The organism is Acinetobacter sp. FDAARGOS_515 (assembly GCF_003938865.1).
GTDB classification, from domain to species: domain Bacteria; phylum Pseudomonadota; class Gammaproteobacteria; order Pseudomonadales; family Moraxellaceae; genus Acinetobacter; species Acinetobacter ursingii.
In genome coordinates this window covers 3,423,318-3,442,528 of the sequence record NZ_RKIX01000003.1, presented here as the reverse complement: position 1 = coordinate 3,442,528, position 19,211 = coordinate 3,423,318, and the positions used below count along the sequence as shown (strand labels likewise).

Sequence of the window (19,211 nt, the reverse complement as noted above, 5' to 3'; positions counted from 1 at the left end):
AATGACGACCTTAAAAAATGATCGTTTTCTACGTGCTTTATTGCGTGAACCTGTGGACACCACACCTGTATGGATGATGCGACAAGCAGGTCGTTATTTACCTGAGTACCGCGAAACGCGCGGTAAAGCGGGTGATTTTTTATCATTATGTAAAAATACTGATTTTGCCTGTGAAGTGACTTTGCAGCCTTTACGTCGATATGATTTAGATGCGGCTATTTTATTTTCAGATATTTTAACCGTACCAGATGCATTGGGTTTGGGGCTTTATTTTGAAACGGGTGAAGGGCCAAAGTTTAAAAAGACCATTCGCACTGAACAAGATGTTTTAAATTTACCTAATTTCAATGCCAAGTCCGATCTGGATTACGTCATGAATGCAGTTTCGACCATTCGTTCTGCATTGGGCGGTCAGGTTCCTTTGATTGGTTTTTCTGGAAGTCCATGGACATTGGCTACGTATATGATTGAAGGCGGTTCGAGTAAAGATTTCCGTCATACCAAACATATGCTCTATGCTCAGCCAGAAGTTTTGCATGCCTTGCTTGATCGTCTTGCTGTCGCTGTGATTGATTATTTAAATGCACAGATCGATGCAGGTGCTCAAGCGATTCAAATTTTTGATAGTTGGGGCGGTGCGTTGGCGCACCGTGAATATATTGAATTTTCACTCAACTATATGCAAAAAATTGTCGCGGGTTTACAACGTGAAAAAGACGGTCGTCGTATTCCAGTGATTTTATTTACCAAAGGTGGTGGTCAATGGTTAGAACCAATGATTGCGACAGGTGCTGATGCGCTTGGACTGGATTGGACAACTCCCTTAAATGTTGCGCGTCAAAGTATTGCAGGTCGTGCTGCTGTACAGGGGAATCTAGATCCTGCGGTATTGTATGGCTCTAGAGCATCCATTGAAAAATCTGTCAAAGCAATGCTGGACGATGCCTATGCCAATGGTGAAACAACAGGTTATGTAGCAAATCTTGGACATGGCATCACGCAATGGGTAGATCCTGCTCAACCGAAAATTTTTGTTGATACCGTACATGAATATAGCGCCAAATACTTGGGATAAGGTTTTTGTGTACGTTCTGAAACTTGTTTCTCAATTTTGTTTTAAGGCAGCTTCGGCTGCCTTGTTTGGTATTTTATTACTGCTCGCATTTGTGTTTACTGCGCCGATGGGCAGTCATGACTATCTTGGTTTTTATCGTTATGACTATTTGCTTTTTTATGCCTTGGCGATTCAAGCTTGTTTACTTTACTTAAAACTTGAATCTTGGGCTGAGGCCAAAGTGATTGCTTTGTTTCATATCATGGCGATGGTGATGGAGATTTTTCTGACGCATCCCGCGATCGCTTCATGGCAATATCCTCAGCCTGCTATATTTAAACTTTGGACAGTGCCACTTTTTGCTGGATTTATGTATTCAGCAGTCGGAAGTTTTTTTGCTCGTTCTCTACGTTTATATCATATCTCATTTGAGGCTTTGCCACGTTTTGGCAATATGCTGGCATTGGCGTTATGTTCATATATCAATTTTATGAGCAAATTTTTTATCCCAGATCTGCGTTATGCCTTATTCCTTTGGAGTGTCGTCATTTTCTGGAAAACTCGATTAACTTTTTGTTTATCTGCAAGAGCCTTTCAACTCCCCATGTTACCTGTACTTTTAGTCTTGGCATTTATCATCTGGATTGCTGAAAACATTAGTACTTTTTATAAAATCTGGCTCTACCCAAGTCAGGTGAATGCTTGGCATATGGTGGGTTGGGGCAAACTTGGATCGTGGTATTTATTGTTATTGTTAAGTTTGGTTTTGGTGTTAAAAATACTGGGAAATCGAAGTCATAATGGGCGTTGGAAACTAAACGAATTTCAATAAAATACAAAATTATCTTGGGCTTTCCAAAGGCGTTTTTTAGCAATTTTGAAAATGATAGGGCACGTTAGTGCCCTAAATTTTATGGGTTGATTCGTGTTTGCAGCGCAAACTTTCGCGTATAAATATTGATGAGACAACCTAATAATGCACAAAATGCAGCTGTGATAAAGACCGATGGATAGCCCAGATAAAGGGCAACTAGTCCAAATACAGGGGCATAAATGGCGTAGGCAATATCCTGACAGGCTGAAAACACGCCCATTGCCGTACCACGAATTTGAGCAGGAGCGCCTTTAATCAGTTCGACTCCTAAAGCTGGATAAATTAAAGAACATCCTGCGCCAGTCACTACTGCACCGATTAATGCAATTTCCACACGTGGTGATATAAATAATAAAAATAGGCCAATGGCTTCAATGATTAATGAATATTTAACCAGTTTAAAGCCCGAAACTTTATCAGTTAAATGTCCACAGAAAATCCGCACAGCCACAAAAGCCAAACCAAAAAAGGTCAGTGCATAACCTGCATAGGCCCATTGTTGCTCTTTAAAATAAAGAGCGACAAATGTGCCGATACAGGCAAAACCGACACCTTGTAAAGCTAATACCAGACCAAAACGCCAAACGTATTGAATGACCTGTTTGAGTGGTGGATAGGTGCCTGTATGCGGTTGAGTCGCTCGGATAAAAATATCAATTAGCAAAGAGACAAGGGGTAAACTGATCAGAAGCAAAGCAACCGCGTAAAATCCAAAGCTTTCATATAACCAGAGTCCCAAGGGTGCGCCTGCGGCCAAAGCACCAAACATGGCCATGCCTGTAAAGGATAGTAATTTTCCTGCACGTGCTTGTCCGACTAAGCCAAGTCCCCAAGTTAAATGTCCGCTGACCAGTAAACTTTCTGCATAACCATGAACCAAACGGCCGAGCAGTAAGATCACAAACTTGAATATCATCGAAACAGGTGCAAAAAAAGCCAGAATATAAATGAATCCTGCCATTAATAAAGATGCCATACCTTGCAAAGTCGCGCGTTTTGCGCTGATTTGATCGGCAATACGACCTGCATAAGGACGTGTCAAAACTGTGGCTACAAATTGTGTACCAACAGCGATACCCACCCAAAAATTATTGAATTTTAAACTGTCATGCACATACAGTGGAATCACTGCAAGAGGAGCGGAGATGGTGAGATAAGAAAGAAAAAGCGCGATCACTAAAGGGTAAAGCGTTTTAGTATCGTTATCTAACGAGGAGGGTGCTGTCATGGTCATATTTTGATTAGACTGTGTCATTTGGTACTCCATGGAAGGGATACCGTATAGACACGTGCATCCACTTCCATTATTAAAAAATACTGGAACAGATGCGTTGGATAACGTGAACGCTTACGATTTTAGTCAGGCAATGAATGACCTGCTAACGCTTTGGCAGAATATCCCATGTTTTACAGCAATGATCAAGCTGATTTTTATAAATTAAATCATCGTTATTCAATAGCGATTAGATTATCTTTGATAACTTTATAGAGCCTTTTAGTTTTCTCGCATCGGATAAAATAAAACGAACTGATGATAGAAATCTATTCAATATCACCAATAAACATCACGGTATGACCAAGTAAATAACCTGCGGTTACCAACAAGGCAATCCAGATAAAAGCCCCGACAATGTTATACAAGGAGAACACACTATAATTCATGCCACTCGAACCCGCAGCAAAAGGGGCAAAAGAGCGTACAAATGGGATAAACCGAGCGACTAATATCGTCAAGGCGCCATGTCGTTTAAAGTAATCATGGGTTTTTAATAAATGTTCGTGCTTAATCAAGCGTGATTTGATTTCAAAAATACGCACTCCCATACGACGACCAATATGATAATTCACCATATAACCAAGTGTGGCTGCGATAGAAAGCAAGATGATGATAAAACCAAGATTCATCATGGGGATGGTTGAACAAAGCGCACCAACCGCAAGAAGTAGACTATCACCTGGCAAAAAAAACATGAAAACGAAAGCCGTTTCACAAAAGATAATCAAAAAGAGCAGGGCATAAATCCATAACCCATATTGTTGAATCAAAATAGGCAGATAATGTTCAAAACTGAGTAAAAAATCGAAAAATTCCACTAACGATCTACCTTCATTATTACTTCGTTAATGTCAATAATCGCCAGACTTTATGTAATTGTCTGGCTGATAATTTAAAACTTTGGCAGAAAGTTAATAACTCTCAGGTACAGCACTTAAAAATTCACGACGAACTTCTTTATCGGTTTTAAAGTCACCTAAAAAAGACACAGTACGCGTCGTCGATTCCTGTTTACCTACGCCACGCATCATCATACACATATGTGCTGAATCAATCATGACAGCAACGCCACGTGCTTGTGTTACTTCTAATACAGCCTCTGCAATTTGCTGCGTCAGATTTTCCTGAATCTGTAAGCGACGCGCAAACATTTCAGTAATACGGGCAAATTTAGATAATCCTAAGACTTTACCCTCAGGTAAGTAGGCGATATGCACACGTCCGTAAAATGGCAAAAGATGGTGTTCGCATAAAGAATAAAATTCAATATTTTTAACCAACACCATTTCATGGTTATCTGATGGAAAAACCGCACTATTGGTGACTTCTTCCAGTGTTTTGCCATAGCCAGAGGTCAAAAAAGAAAATGCCTTGGCAGCTCGAATAGGCGTATCTTTAAGCCCAGGACGATTTAAATCCTCACCCACTGCGGTCAGAATATTTGCATAGGATTGCTGCATTGACATAAGACGTATTGGCTTACTCTATTAAACAAGCTCGGCATTGTATCAGAAAACCGATCAAGTGGGTCATGTAACTTTGCAGGATATTTATTCAGATGGTGCTTCATATAGAAAAGCTGAATAAAATTCAGTTTTATTGTGGCTGATATTTCATCAAATGCTAATTTTCTCCTCATTTTGTGATAAAAATCTGCTAAAAAAGAATAATAGTTTGGCTGTTTATAGTTGATTTTAAAGATATATCTAAACTCTTATATCGGTTATTTACAACTGCAAAAACCAAGTCATCACATTTAATGTGGCATTTTATTTGCTCGTCTTTGAGTATCTGGATGCAGAAGTAAAAAGGATAGAAAATGTCAGCACGTCCCATCACGTTTTATTTCCGAGGACAATGCCAGCAAATTGAAATGCTTGCACCAACCACGACCGTTTTACAATATTTACGTGAATATGTTTCGGCTGAGAAAACGCGCCAAACTGGAACCAAAGAAGGCTGTGCAGAGGGCGACTGTGGGGCATGTACGGTGGTCATTGGAGAGTTGGTGAATGATCAATTACAACTGCGTAGTGTCAATGCATGTATTCAGTTTTTACCTACTTTAGATGGTAAAGCCCTTTTCACCGTAGAAGATCTTCAGCAACTCATTTCAGCTTCAACAGGTCAAATGCATCCTGTGCAGCAAGCAATGGTTGAACAACATGGCTCACAATGTGGCTTTTGTACTCCAGGCTTTATCATGTCGTTGTGGTCAATGTACGAAAATGAACAACATGCTCCCAATAAAGAAAAAGTCAGCGATTATGTTTCAGGGAATTTATGCCGCTGTACGGGTTATCGTCCAATTTTAGATGCCGCACAACAAGCTTACAACTATCCACGTGTGCAATTAGAACGTGAAAAAGTCATCAAAGTTTTGACGGAGATTCACGCTTTACCGTCTTTAGAATTAAATTATCTGGGGCAGCAATTCTTTGCGCCTAAAACCTTACAGGAATTTGCAAGTTTACGTCAGCAATTTCCACAGGCACGTATTGTCGCAGGTAGCACCGATGTCGGATTGTGGGTGACGAAGCTCGGTCGAAACTTGGGCGATATGTTATATATTGGTCAGGTTGAAGAGTTAAAGAAAATAACAGTAAGCAATGATCAACTTGAGATTGGTGCCAATGTTAGTTTAAGCGATGCATTGGCTAAAATATCTGACATTTATCCAGATTTTTCTGAATTACAGCGCCGTTTTGCTTCCATGCCCATCAAAAATGCAGGGACTTTAGGCGGTAATATTGCCAATGGTTCTCCAATTGGCGATTCAATGCCTGCTTTAATCACACTGGATACCATGTTGCGCTTGCGCTGTAGCGAGCAAACTCGTGAAATCACTTTGGCTGATTTTTATCTGGATTATCAAAAGACAGCTTTGCAGGCAAGTGAATTTGTTGAAGCGATTTTAATTCCTGTGCGTCAAGATAGTATCCATTTTAAATTTGCCACTTATAAAATCTCAAAACGTTTTGAACAGGATATTTCGGCGGTGTGTGCTGCCTTGAGTTGTGAGTTAGATAAGAATAAAGTGGTTCAATCCATCAAAATCGCATTTGGCGGTATGGCGGCGATTCCAAAACGCGCTTTAAAGACCGAAAAAGTTTTGTTGGGTCAAGTGATGACTCCTGAATTACTTGAACAGGCACAAATTGCATTAGCGCAGGATTATCAGCCGTTGAGCGATGGTCGAGCCAGTAGTGCTTACCGACTGCAAGTGGCACAGAACTGTTTACAGCGGTTTTATGTAGAAAAAATTCAAGCGCAAAATCTTACTCGAGTTGAAGATTTAATCGCATTGGTGGAGGTATAACAATGAATCAGTCCATCGACTTAAAGAGTTTAAAAGCATCGGCCAAAGCAGGGCAATCGATTCCACATGAAAGTGCGCATTTACATGTAACAGGGCAAGCGACCTATATTGATGATTTGCCAGAGCTTGAAAATACCTTACATCTGGCAGTCGGTTTTTCTCAATGTGCAAAAGGTAAAATCACACAATTTGACCTAAACGCAGTTCGTCAGGCAGATGGTGTCTATGCAGTGTATACGGCTGATGATGTCACTATTGAAAACAATTGGGGACCAATTGTCAAAGACGATCCGATTTTTGCCAAAGATCAGGTCGAATTTTATGGTCAGGCGTTGTTTGTGGTGGCAGCTAAAACTTATCAACAGGCACGTAGAGCTGTGCGTTTAGCCCAGATTGAATATGCTCCTGAAACCCCGATTTTAAGTATTCAAGAGGCGATTGAACAGCAATCTTGGGTGTTGCCACCTGTCGATTTTAGTCATGGTGAGGTTGAGCAGGCATTTCAAACTGCATCGCATCAACTTTCTGGTTCTATTGAACTCGGTGGACAAGAGCATTTTTATCTAGAAGGGCAGATTTCGTATGCGGTTCCTCAAGAAGATCACACTTTAAAAGTCTATTGCTCGACTCAGCATCCCACCGAAATGCAATTACTGATTTGTCATGCATTAGGTTTCAATATGCATCAGGTCAGCGTTGAGGCACGTCGTATGGGCGGTGGCTTTGGCGGTAAGGAATCGCAGTCGGCACAATGGGCGTGTATTGCCTCTCTTGCAGCACAGAAATCTGGTCGTCCATGCAAACTTCGTTTAGACCGTGATGACGATATGAGTTCGACGGGTAAACGTCATGGTTTTGCCTATGAGTGGTCGGTGGCTTTTGACGATTTAGGAGTTTTACAGGGTTTAAAAGTTCAATTGGCATCCAATTGTGGTTTCTCTGCGGATTTATCAGGCCCAGTGAATGAGCGTGCGATTTGTCATATTGGCAATGCGTATTATCTAAATGCCGTGCAACTGCGTAATTTACGTTGTAAAACCAATACCGTATCCAATACAGCCTATCGTGGTTTTGGTGGACCACAGGGAATGTTTGTCATTGAAGTGATTATTGACGACATTGCCCGTTTTCTAAAATGCGATCCAGTCTTGGTGCGTCAACGTAACTTTTTTGCAGAAAAGCCTGGCAATGGTCGTGACCATATGCATTATGGCGCAGAAGTTCGGGACAATGTTGCGCCACAAATTGTCGAAGAGTTATTGGAAAGTAGTCAATATTTTAAACGTAAACAAGCGATTGATTTATTTAACCAAGATAATAACATCATTAAACGTGGAATTGCGCTGACACCACTCATGTTCGGTATTTCCTTTAATGCGGTGCATTATAACCAAGCAGGTGCACTGGTCTATGTGTATATGGATGGCACAGTTGCCATCACCCATGGTGGCACCGAAATGGGGCAGGGTTTATATACCAAAGTGCGTCAAGTTGCTGCGCATGAACTCGGTTTAGCCATTGATCAGGTGCGTTTGGTTGCAACGGATACGTCACGTGTACCGAATACTTCAGCAACTGCGGCTTCGAGTGGTGCTGATTTAAATGGTAAAGCCGTACAAAATGCCTGTATCAAGATTCGTGAACGCCTTGCCAAACTTGCGGCTGAAATAAGTCAAAGTGATGTTGAAGGCATTCAGTTTGAAGATAATCAAGTCACTACAAGTAATGGTCAGTCGTGGGCATTTCCTGATTTGGTTAATCGTGCTTATATGGCACGGGTGCAGCTTTGGGACAGTGGTTTTTATAAAACCCCAGAAATTCATTATGATCAGGTCAATCATTTAGGTCGTCCATTTTTCTACTATGCCTACGGTGCGGCGGTCAGTGAAGTGGCGATTGATACTTTGACGGGGGAAATGAAAGTATTAAGAACTGATATTTTGCATGATGTCGGTCGTTCGATTAACCCAGCCATTGATATTGGTCAGATTGAAGGTGGTTTTATACAAGGCATGGGCTGGCTCACCACTGAAGAGCTGTATTGGCAACCGCAAGGGCCACATGTAGGACGTTTATTTACCCATGCGCCGTCGACATATAAAATCCCGACTAGCGTCGATATTCCGCATGTCTTTAATGTCAAATTGTTTGATAATCAAAACGCTGTCGATACTATTTATCGCTCTAAAGCTGTGGGCGAGCCGCCGTTTATGTTAGGACTTTCGGTATTCTCTGCGATTCGCCAAGCCGTACAAGCTGCGATTCCAGAGGATGCACCGCTTGAGTTAAATGCACCCGCGACAGCAGAAGAAATTCTACGTGCGATTTCAATCGGTCGAGGTCATGCATTGCTGGATCGCCCAGAACCAAAATTGCGTTAACCATTAAACATGATGCAGCATTTACAATGGTGGCGAGACTTGGTCGAATGGCAGCAGCAAGATATTTCTGTCGTATTGGTCACTGTGCTTCGTGCAGATGGTTCAACCCCACGAGAAGTAGGGGCAACCATGCTGTTACGACTCGATCAGCAACAACAGATTCAGCAATCTGATACTATCGGTGGCGGACATTTGGAGTTTCAGGCGATCGATATTGCCAAACAAATGCTATTGAGTTCTGAATCATGCCATCAACGGATTGAACGATTCAATCTTAGTGCACGTTTAGGACAATGTTGTGGCGGAGTGATGTGGCTGTTATTTGAAAAAATAGAAGCCATTAAGGATGAACTGATTGCTTGTCAGGCTGCATGGCAAAAACGTCAAAGTATCATCAGGACAGTGTCGGATGGTCAGGCATCCAGTTGGTCGATTGCAAATGATTCATCGGCTTCATCTAACAGTGAATTTCAGCAAGATGATTCCAGATGGCAATGGATTCAAAGTATTCAACCCTATGCCATGAAAGTGATGATTTTTGGTGCAGGTCATGTGGGTGAGGCGATTGTGCGCTGTTTATTGCCGATCGGGGTACAGATCACTTGGGTGGATAATCGGGACGACATTTTTCCACGTGATTTAATGGATCAAGTCAAGTGTATCAGTACTGATGTGCCAGAAGCGGAAATTACTCATTTTGATCGATCAGGGGCAATTTTGATTTTAACCCACGATCATCAGTTAGATTTGCAATTGTGTTTTGAAGCGTTGAAACCTTCAGATCAAGCTTTTACCTATGTCGGAATGATTGGCTCAAAAAGTAAACGGGCGATTTTTGAAAAACGCATGAGTGCACGGGGTTATCCACAAACTCAACTTGAATCTCTGGTTTGCCCGATTGGTATCGATGGGATTAGCTCCAAGCAACCTACAATCATTGCAGTGTCAGTCGTGGCACAGTTGCTACAGGTGTTTAATATTCAGAAATGATGCAATGGAATCATTTCTGTGCATCATATTTTGGATTCTTTTCTGCCCGTTTAAGTAAAACCAAAACCGCACCTGTACCGCCTTGATTTTCTGGTGCGCTGACAAATGCCAATACATCGCGATGCTGGCGTAACCAGCCATTCACATAGGTTTTTAAAATGGCTTCTGGTCCTTTGCCATGTACGATTTTAATCACATTTTGATTTTCAGCTTTTGCTATTTGAATAATCTCAAGGACTGCTGAACGAGCCTGCTCAACGGTACAGCCATGTAAATCAACCGCTTCAAACCAGCGTAATTTACCCGCTTTTAAGTCTTCAAAGACTTTATGCTGTAAGGTCGCAATGCGATAACTCAGGCTGGCTTGACTGGCAACAGGGTTTAAAATGGCCTGGGTATCTGAAATTTCAGTCATTTCAGTTTCAGCAGCACCTTCTGCTGCAGCACGTTTTGCCAGTGTCTGAGCATCAACCTTTTTACTACGGCTGGGTCTGACATTGGCGATATTGCCATGATCAATAGGTTGAACGCCTTGCAAGGCCTTACTAAACAGTTGGCTGTCATCTTCCGGTTCTATTTTTTTCGGACCGTTATAAATGGGCTGCTTATTTGCAGTTTGTTTGTTACTTGCTTGTTCCTGACCGTTCGAGATTTGTTTTTTAAACTGTTTTAACAAGTCCTGTTGGGCTTTGGAAAGGGAGGTGTCGTGCTTACTCATGATTGAAATAGAAAATCACAATAGAAAAATATATTGTGATGATTATAGTATTAAAAGTGGAATAGATGAAAAAATCAAACTATTCAATAACAATAGAATCACTGACTTTTTAAGAGCAAGTAATTCTATTGTGATCAAAAAATCAAAGCTGCTCTGGCACACCAAATAACGCAGTAAATGCCTGATCTGGTCGAGGCTGCTTCATAAAGCTTTCACCGACCAAAAATGCATGAATATCATGTTGCTGCATCATGGCGATATCGGCAGGAGTGGCAATCCCACTTTCAGTCACTAGTAAACGCGATGGATCGAGCAGTTTCTTTAAGCGCAAGCTGGTATTTAAATCGACATCAAATGTTTTAAGATTACGATTATTCACACCCAATAAGCACTGTTCAGAGAGTTTGAGTGCGCGCTCTAACTCTTCTTCGTCATGCACTTCAACCAAGACATCCAGATTATATTCAAATGCAGTCTTAGACATTTCTTCAAGTTGCTGATCCGATAAACATGCCACAATCAATAAAATACAGTCTGCCTGTAAAGCACGGGCTTCAATGACATTGTAAGGATCAACCAAAAAGTCTTTGCGTAATGCAGGCAGATTGCAATTTTCACGAGCAATCGCAATATTTTCATCGGCACCCTGAAAAAAATCCACATCGGTCAGTACAGATAAACAGGCTGCACCTGCCTGTTCATATTGCGCCGCAATTTCCGCAGGATTAAAGTCAGCACGAATCACACCTTTAGAGGGCGATGCTTTTTTAATTTCAGCAATCACACCGGGACGTTTACTACGCAAAGACTGTGCAAAGCCACGAACAGGTGTTGCCAGTTTTGCCCATTCTTCTACGTCTTTTAGGCTACGTTGTTTTAAACGATCTGCCAGTTCTTCATGTTTACGATCAACGATTTTACCCAGAATGGTATTTTGAATCTGAATCATTTGGATAACCTCAGTTGTTTGAGTATTGCTTCAATGCTTTTGTAAATTCAGACAGAATGCTCATTTTTTCTAAAGCCTGCCCACCGTAAATAATATCATGCGCCAATGCCACACCTTGTTTATAACTGGTGCTGAGTCCTGATACATAAATACCAGCCCCTGCATTGAGGGCAATCATATTTGCGGCTTTTTCACCAATTTCAGATTTTTTACGTCCCAACGCGTCTTTAATCAATTTCAGACTGGCGCTAGAGTCTTCCACAATTAAACCACTCAAAGTTTGAGAAGTGATGCCTACATCTTCAGGATTTAAAATCCATTCGATAATTTCACCATTTTTCAACTCTGCGACATAAGTGGGAGAGGCAAGGCTAATTTCATCCAGTCCATCTTTGGAATGCACCACCATGACATGTTCTGCACCAAGTTGCTTCATCACTTCTGCAATTGGGCGACACAGTTCATCTGAAAATACCCCAATCACAAAGCGTTTTACCCCAGCCGGATTCGTAAGCGGGCCGAGTAAATTGAAAATACTACGAATGCCGAGTTCACGGCGTGGACCAACCGCATATTTCATGGCTTTATGATGATTTGGCGCAAATAAAAAACCAACGCCCATCTCACGGATGCAACGTTCAGTTTGTTGCATATCAAGATCTAGGTTAATCCCAGCTTGTTCTAATAAGTCTGATGAACCCGATTTGCTAGATACACCACGATTGCCATGCTTGGCAATGGTGGCACCTGCCGCAGCAATCACAAAACTGGACGCAGTGGATACATTAAACAGATTTTGACCATCACCGCCTGTACCTACAATATCAACCAAATAGTTGATATCACTCACGTCGATTTTAATTGCCAGATCACGCATGACACGCGCCGCAGCGGTAATTTCATCGATACTTTCACCTTTCATGCGCAAACCCATCATCAAGGCACCGATTTGTGCTTCGGTGGCTTCGCCCTGCATGATGCTACGCATCACATCTTCCATTTGTGCTTGGGTCAGATGAATATTTTTGGTGATATGATTTAACGCTTGTTGAATATTCATTTATGCATAAATCTCTAAAAAATTCTTGAAGATTTGGTGACCATGCTGGCTTAAGATAGATTCAGGGTGAAACTGCACACCTTCTACAGGCAATGTCTTATGTTTAACCCCCATGATTTCTTCCATAGAGCCATCAGCTTGGTTAGTCCAGCAGGTCACTTCCAGACACTCAGGTAACGTTTCCTGTTCAATCACTAAAGAGTGATAACGTGTTGCTGAAAATGGCGATGGCAAATCACTAAAAATGCCTTTATCAATGTGATGCATATCTGATAAACGACCATGCATCACCGTTTTGGCACGAATAATATTGCCACCAAAAGCCTGACCGATTGCCTGATGCCCTAAACAAACACCGAGCAGGGGAATTTTGCCTGCGAAGTGATGAATGGCAGGAATGGAAATCCCTGCTTCAGTCGGAGAACATGGGCCAGGACCGACTACCAAATACTTTGGTTGCCATCGTTCAATGTCCTCAAGAGTGACTTGGTCATTGCGAACTACCTTAACGTCTTGATTTAACTCGCCAAAATATTGGACGATGTTGTACGTAAAAGAGTCGTAATTGTCGATCATGAGCAACATTGTAATTGCAACCTATTGAAAATTAATTAGATATTAAATTATTGGCTTAAGGTTGACCGTTTGGTAACCCATTTGAGTAACTCTATCCAAAATTAAGCCGTTAAATTAAGCGGTTACTTTATCAGAATTTGTATTATTTGTGATGATCTTATTCATGTATCAATCAAGCTTGTATGGTGTTTGACTGGATTTAAGCGTCAATCATTTCATTAAAACCAGCTCTTAGACTTGCTAATGAATGGAGAATATTTAGCCATAGAAAAGCACCCTTCAAGTTAGACTGAATGTGTCCAACTTTAGGGGTGCAATTCAAAACTTAGGCGGCTTTGTAGAAAATAAAAACTTATTTTTCTACGCCTGCTGGTTGACCTGCAAGTTTTGCATTTGCATAATCCCAGTTTACAAGGCTTTCAAGGAAAGTAGAGATGTATTTCGGACGTGCATTGCGGTAGTCGATATAGTAAGCATGTTCCCAAACGTCAATCGTCAACACAGCAACTTGACCATGTGCAAGTGGAGTATCAGCATTTGAAGTTTTAGTAATCGAAAGTTTACCATTCACTTCATCAGCCACTAACCATGCCCAACCAGAACCGAATTGAGTCGTTGCTGCATTAGCAAATTCTTCAGCAAATTTTTCGTAAGAACCAAATGCTTCATCAATTTTAGCTGCGATTGCGCCAGTTGGTTTACCGCCGCCATTTGGCGCAATTGAGTTCCAGTAAAAAGTATGGTTCCAAACTTGAGCAGCGTTATTAAAGATACCTGCTTTAGATGCATCACCCGCAGCAGCTTGGATGATTTCTTCTAAAGTTTTACCTTCAAGATCAGTACCTTTGATCAAGTTATTTAAATTAGTCACATAAGTTTGATGATGCTTGTCATGGTGAAATTCTAAAGTTTCTTTAGAAATATGTGGCTCAAGTGCATCGTAAGCATAAGGTAATGCAGGTAAAGTAATGGTTGTCATGTTCCAATTCCTTGCGTTAGCTGGGTAATAGAATTAAGTGGCTTCATTGTAAATGATTATTTATGCAAAAGGTGATTGTTTTAAATAACAATACACAATAAAGCCTTAATTAATACGTATATATAAATACCTGTAATAAATACGTCTTAAATTGGATTATTCAACTCAATATAATGGTGTTCGAGTGAAAATTGGTCGGATAACGCTTTTGCCAAACGTTGTACCCCATACCGCTCAGTTGCATGGTGCCCACAAGCAAAATAATGCACATTCAGTTCTTGAGCTTCATAAAAAGTCCTTTCGCTGACTTCTCCAGAGATATAGGCATCACAGTCCTGTAGCGCCGCTTTATGAATAAAGTCTTGTGCACCACCTGTGCAAAAACCAACCTTTTGAATATTGGATTTTCGTGCAGCTAAATGAACGATATTAAAATCAAAGATCTGTTGTAATTTATTTTTAAATTCTTCAGGAGTGAGGGCTTTTTTTAAGTAACCAATATTTCCAATAGGATGCCGTTCGTTACTGTCCAATGCTTCTATTTCATGTAATCCCAAAAGCTCAGCAATTGCAGCGTTATTACCCAAAGCAGGATGAGCATCTAAAGGAAGATGATAAGCCACTAAAGAAATATCATTTTGAATCAGTTTTTTAATTCGATTGCCACGCATTCCTGTAATCGGGTAGGGTTCGCCTTTCCAGAAATAGCCATGATGAACCAAGAGTAAATCTGCACCAAGCTCAATAGCCGCATCAATTGCGGTTTCTGAAGCAGTCACCGCAGAAACAATGCGTTTGACCTCTTGTTTTCCCTCGATTTGCAAGCCGTTGGGTGCATAATCTTTAAACTCCGCACTTTGTAGGGTTTGGTCGCACCACTTTATAATGTCATCTAAGTTTGCCATGAATCACTTGACTCTGAATCTATTTAACCAAGTTCATCAAAACATATTTTTAATAGTAACTAAAGCTAGACAAATCTTTTTTATGTTTTTCAGTTATCCATAAACTTATGCTTTACAATGAGTAAACTCTTTTTTCTTCAATAAATTAAATCAAACTTAGAGGGTGTAAACGTGCGTCGTGCTTTTACATGGTTACCGTGGGTACTTCTCATCATTGTCATTATTAGTTTTCTTTCATGGCAAAAGCTTAATCAGCCGAAAGCGCCTATTGCTGCTGATGGGGTCAAAATGCCTGCTGAAAATGTCAAACCTTTAATTGATACTTCACGTGCAGGTGGCGTCGTTTCTTATAGTGCGGCTGTGAAAGTCGCTGCCCCAGCAGTGGTCAATATTTTTACGACCCAAAAAATAAAGCAAGCGGCAAATCCTTTATTGAATGATCCGGTTTTTCGTGAATTTTTTGGCAATCAATTGCCACAGCAACCGAAACAGGAAAATGAAAATAGTTTAGGGTCTGGTGTGATTGTCCGCCCTGATGGTTATATTCTGACCAATAACCATGTGATTGCGCAGGCGGATCAAATTGTCGTTGGATTGAATGATGGTCGTCGTGCAGTTGCCAAAGTGATTGGAACTGATCCAGATACAGATTTAGCCGTAATCAAAATTGATCTGGATAAACTCCCTGTTTTACCGTTTAAACTCAGTGGTAATGAAGTCGGTGATGTGGTTCTCGCCATTGGTAATCCATTTGGAGTCGGACAAACAGTGACTCAAGGTATTATTTCTGCGACAGGTCGTTCAGATTTAGGTATCAACACTTATGAAGATTTTATTCAGACTGATGCAGCGATCAACCCAGGTAATTCTGGCGGGGCATTGATTGATGTCGCAGGTAATCTGATTGGGGTCAATACCGCAATTTTCTCTCAATCTGGTGGCTCTCTCGGGATTGGATTTGCGATTCCTGCGCAGGTATGTCAGCAAGTACTTAATTCGATTTTAAAAGATGGTCGTGTCATTCGGGGTTGGTTGGGTATTAGTCTGGTTGCACCCAATCAGGATCAGGATGATGTTTTAGCCCCACGTCAAACAGGTGTGGTGGTTGCTGATGTATTGCGCGGTGGGCCTTCGGATCAGGCAGGCGTGAAAGTAGGTGATAAAATTTTAAAAGTGAATGACGAAGTGATTAATTCAGCATCGCATTTAATTAATTATGTGGCTTTACAAGCGCCAAATACGACCGTGAAACTTGAAGTAGAACGTAACGGTCAAACTGCAACTCTTGATGTTACAGTGGGTGAGCGTAAAAACCAAAATCAAAGTTCACAGTATATTCCACTACCAAAACGATAAATTTTTCAGCAGATAAAAAAAACAAGCCTCATGATGAGGCTTGTTTTTTTATGGATCATTTTATTTTTTTCGACGTCTAAATACAGGATGTAAAACAGCAGCTTCTTCTACCGCAGCTTCATTTTCTAGATCCTCATTTTTTGCCTTTTTCTTCTTTTTTTTCTTTTTTTTGGGTTCGTCCTCGACCTCGTCACCATCTTCAATGGCTTGCCAGTATTCGAGTTGTTCCATGACTGCCGCGTAAATAGAGCCTTTGCTATAGTGACCTTTTTTATCCAATATGCCTACAGGTCGTGCCATCAATATTTCTAAAGCCTGATCAATAGTTTCAATGGCATGAACATGGAACTGACCTGCTTCAACCGCTTCAATCACATCCTGACGTAACATCAAATGCTGCATGTTTTGACGAGGGATGATGACACCCTGTTTACCCGTTAAACCTTGTAATTTACAGGCATCATAGAAGCCTTCAATTTTGGCATTGACGCCGCCAATCGGTTGAACTTGCCCCAATTGATTCATCGAACCTGTAATTGCCCATGATTGATCAATTGGAATCTGGCTAATCGCAGAAATTAAGGCCGAAAGTTCTGCAACTGTTGCACTGTCACCATCGACTTGTCCATAGCTTTGTTCAAACGCCAGTGCCGCAGAAAAATGTAAAATTTGCGAACGACCAAAATGCGCTTTTAGAAAACTCGACATCAGTAACACACCTTTGGCATGCAACGATCCACCTAATTCGACACTACGTTCAATATCCAGAATATCACCACCGCCTTGATAAACTGAAGCAGTTAATCTTGAAGGTAGGCCAAACTCGACATCTGCATAATGAATGACAGACAGCGCATTAATCTGACCCAGACGATGACCTTGTGTTTCAATCAATTGGGTGCCACGCGATAAATCTTGCCAGTACAATTCACGTAAATAACCCAAGCGATACTGGCGATGATGCAAGGCTTGGTTGACATGTTTGTCCGAAACAGTTTTGTCACCTGCGGTAAAGGCATGATGATGAGCTTCACGAATTAAATCGCCTAATGTCGATGCATGTAAAGACAATGAGCTTTGGTCTTCAGCCTGACGGCTTGAATCTGTTAAAAGTGCAGACAATGCTGAACGATCAAAAGGCAACAACTTATCCACTTGTACATAATCGGCAATGAGTTGCATATAAGCCTGCTCATTGCTGTCATTACGTTGTAATGTATCGGTGAAGTCAGCTCGAATCTTGAATACACTTCCAAGTTCAGGTTCAACTTCTAAAATTTCATAATAAATTTCAGGTTCCGCCAACAATACCACCTTTATTTCTAAAGGAATTGCCGCAGGTTCAATGGAAATGCTCCCCGTTAAGGTCAGCATATGTTCAAGTGAAGAAAGCTTGAGCTGTCCAGACTTCAGTGCACGTTTCAGCCCTTGCCATGCATAGGGTTGTTCAAGTAACTGTTCAGCTTCCAGCATCAAAAAACCACCAATGGCTTTGTGCAGTGAGCCAGGGCGAATTAAGGTGAAATCTGTGGTGATGGTCCCATTTTGAGTTAACTGCTCGACGTGCCCAAGCAAATTATAATGAGTTGGGAAGTCTTCAAAAATTACAGGTGCGCCAGCGTTTGGCTTATTGCTAACAATAGCATTGGCCTGATAGCGCGCAGGAACTCGATTAAACAGCGCAGGGGAAAAGTCATCTTCTTCCTGCGCCAAAATCGTTTCAACATTTTGAATAATATCTTCAGCATAACGCTGTAAAAAATCGTCTAGCCCCGCAACGCTCTGATTTTTTTTGATCAATAAATCAATTCGCGGTAGAACCACTTGTTTGGCAATATCACGATTCAGCTCAGATACCTGATCTCGCGCATCGTCTTCCAGATCGCCCAAATGCAATCCTAGACGTTCCAGCTTTTTATCCATATAACGCATATTGGATGCGATTTCAGCGCGCTGCTTGGTAGAAAGGGCATTGATTTCATTCTGAGTCATTTCCTGAACTTGATCATCTTTGACATGTACAGGCACAAAGCAATGTTCTTCATTGCGTGAAATCAGTTTTAGATCCAGCGTTTCGCCTTCTTTGGTCAACTCAACCAACGCTTCTTGTTGTTCATCACCTGTTTCCTGACGAATCTGTTCAATACGATTGTGATAGGTTTCGGCGGTGAAACGTCGTTCAAGTTGTTTTAAAATGGTTTGCCAAGCTTGATGCAAGGCATTTTGAAATTTTGGTCCTTGACCTGCTGGGAATCTTAAAGCAAGTGGTTGACGTGGATTTTTAAAGTTATTCACATATACCCAGTCATCAGGTGTTGGCATATTTTTGGCGTGTTGTTGCAGCAAACGCTTGATCATGGTGCGTTTACCTAAACCTGCGGTTCCAACGGCAAAAATATTATAGCCTGAATAAGGTAGCGAAATCCCTGCCTCTACAGAGGCACGGGCACGATCTTGGCCCAGAAAATTATTCAGCGGTTTAATCCGTCGTGTAGACGATGGAATCTTGTCCAGATTAGTAATATGAGTCAGTTGTTCAGCTTTTAATGTGGTCTTTTCTAATGTCGTTTGAATCTCTGCTCGTTCAAATGCCGATGGTAGATTATTGCTTTTTAGAGTTGTCGCTGTGGTTGAAGTTGAAGATAATGTTGAAGCCATTTGATCGTGTCTTTGGGTCACAGGTGAAATCCAAAAAATAAACTAGAGGTAAGATTTAAAGGTATACAGGTTTAGGGCAAAATATCAAGCTTCACAGCATTTTTTCTCAATTTAAA

Annotated in this window: 16 protein-coding genes; 6 read left to right on the top strand and 10 right to left on the bottom strand. The window is 41.2% G+C overall.

All coding sequences use genetic code 11. The features are described 5' to 3' along the window. The first annotated feature begins 1 nt into the window (after position 1). Together hemE and EGS47_RS18025 are read left to right on the top strand one after the other, a co-directional pair. A complete protein-coding gene (gene hemE, locus EGS47_RS18030; RefSeq protein ID WP_005003503.1) occupies positions 2–1,075 on the top strand; it encodes a uroporphyrinogen decarboxylase in 1,074 nt (357 codons plus the stop codon). Beyond that, a complete protein-coding gene (locus EGS47_RS18025) occupies positions 1,047–1,886 on the top strand; it encodes a DUF817 family protein (protein WP_004998505.1) in 840 nt (279 codons plus the stop codon). The genes hemE and EGS47_RS18025 overlap by 29 nt, the downstream gene beginning before the upstream one ends. A 79-nt stretch (positions 1,887–1,965) precedes the next feature. Here EGS47_RS18025 and EGS47_RS18020 read toward each other — a convergent pair whose 3' ends face one another. From EGS47_RS18020 to folE, 3 genes are all read right to left on the bottom strand, one after another. Then, positions 1,966–3,183 (bottom strand): MFS transporter, encoded by a 1,218-nt coding sequence (locus EGS47_RS18020; RefSeq protein WP_005003506.1) that lies wholly within the window; start codon positions 3,181–3,183, stop codon positions 1,966–1,968. A gap of 287 nt (positions 3,184–3,470) precedes the next feature. Further along, the gene (locus tag EGS47_RS18015) at positions 3,471–4,022 is read right to left on the bottom strand and encodes a VTT domain-containing protein (RefSeq protein ID WP_004990072.1); all 552 of its coding nucleotides are present in this window, start codon (positions 4,020–4,022) and stop codon (positions 3,471–3,473) included. 93 nt (positions 4,023–4,115) lie between these two features. Next, entirely contained in the window at positions 4,116–4,664 is a 549-nt protein-coding gene (gene folE, locus EGS47_RS18010) for a GTP cyclohydrolase I FolE (protein ID WP_171063284.1), read from the bottom strand. A 359-nt stretch (positions 4,665–5,023) separates the two neighbouring features. On the opposite strand from folE, the gene xdhA reads away from it, so the two are divergent. The 3 genes from xdhA to xdhC are packed head-to-tail and all read left to right on the top strand — an operon-like array spanning position 5,024 to position 9,894. After that, the gene (xdhA, locus tag EGS47_RS18005; protein WP_005003509.1) at positions 5,024–6,523 is read left to right on the top strand and encodes a xanthine dehydrogenase small subunit; all 1,500 of its coding nucleotides are present in this window, start codon (positions 5,024–5,026) and stop codon (positions 6,521–6,523) included. Positions 6,524–6,525: 2 nt separating this feature from the next. Next, positions 6,526–8,904 (top strand): xanthine dehydrogenase molybdopterin binding subunit, encoded by a 2,379-nt coding sequence (gene xdhB, locus EGS47_RS18000; RefSeq protein WP_005003513.1) that lies wholly within the window; start codon positions 6,526–6,528, stop codon positions 8,902–8,904. Between the two features lie 12 nt (positions 8,905–8,916). Next, a complete protein-coding gene (xdhC, locus tag EGS47_RS17995; protein WP_171064988.1) occupies positions 8,917–9,894 on the top strand; it encodes a xanthine dehydrogenase accessory protein XdhC in 978 nt (325 codons plus the stop codon). A gap of 10 nt (positions 9,895–9,904) precedes the next feature. Here xdhC and EGS47_RS17990 read toward each other — a convergent pair whose 3' ends face one another. The 6 genes from EGS47_RS17990 to EGS47_RS17965 form a co-directional block, all read right to left on the bottom strand. Further along, a complete protein-coding gene (locus tag EGS47_RS17990; protein ID WP_005003518.1) occupies positions 9,905–10,612 on the bottom strand; it encodes a Smr/MutS family protein in 708 nt (235 codons plus the stop codon). A gap of 142 nt (positions 10,613–10,754) precedes the next feature. Then, positions 10,755–11,561: an indole-3-glycerol phosphate synthase TrpC gene (gene trpC / locus EGS47_RS17985; protein WP_005003522.1), complete on the bottom strand. Its 807-nt coding sequence runs from the start codon at positions 11,559–11,561 to the stop codon at positions 10,755–10,757. 10 nt (positions 11,562–11,571) lie between these two features. Beyond that, entirely contained in the window at positions 11,572–12,621 is a 1,050-nt protein-coding gene (gene trpD, locus EGS47_RS17980; protein ID WP_005003525.1) for an anthranilate phosphoribosyltransferase, read from the bottom strand. Next, entirely contained in the window at positions 12,622–13,206 is a 585-nt protein-coding gene (locus EGS47_RS17975) for an anthranilate synthase component II (RefSeq protein ID WP_004990052.1), read from the bottom strand. Between the two features lie 343 nt (positions 13,207–13,549). After that, positions 13,550–14,176, bottom strand: a complete 627-nt coding sequence (locus EGS47_RS17970; RefSeq protein WP_004989896.1) for a superoxide dismutase — start codon at positions 14,174–14,176, stop codon at positions 13,550–13,552. Between the two features lie 146 nt (positions 14,177–14,322). Next, on the bottom strand, positions 14,323–15,081 hold the full coding sequence (locus EGS47_RS17965; protein ID WP_005003660.1) for a Nif3-like dinuclear metal center hexameric protein: 759 nt from the start codon (positions 15,079–15,081) through the stop codon (positions 14,323–14,325). Positions 15,082–15,252: 171 nt separating this feature from the next. Here EGS47_RS17965 and EGS47_RS17960 point away from each other — a divergent pair, with 171 nt between their 5' ends. After that, entirely contained in the window at positions 15,253–16,437 is a 1,185-nt protein-coding gene (locus EGS47_RS17960; protein ID WP_005003661.1) for a trypsin-like peptidase domain-containing protein, read from the top strand. Positions 16,438–16,497: 60 nt separating this feature from the next. On the opposite strand, the gene EGS47_RS17955 is transcribed toward EGS47_RS17960, so the two are convergent. After that, positions 16,498–19,095 (bottom strand): Lon protease family protein, encoded by a 2,598-nt coding sequence (locus tag EGS47_RS17955; protein WP_370684979.1) that lies wholly within the window; start codon positions 19,093–19,095, stop codon positions 16,498–16,500. Positions 19,096–19,211: the final 116 nt, after the last annotated feature.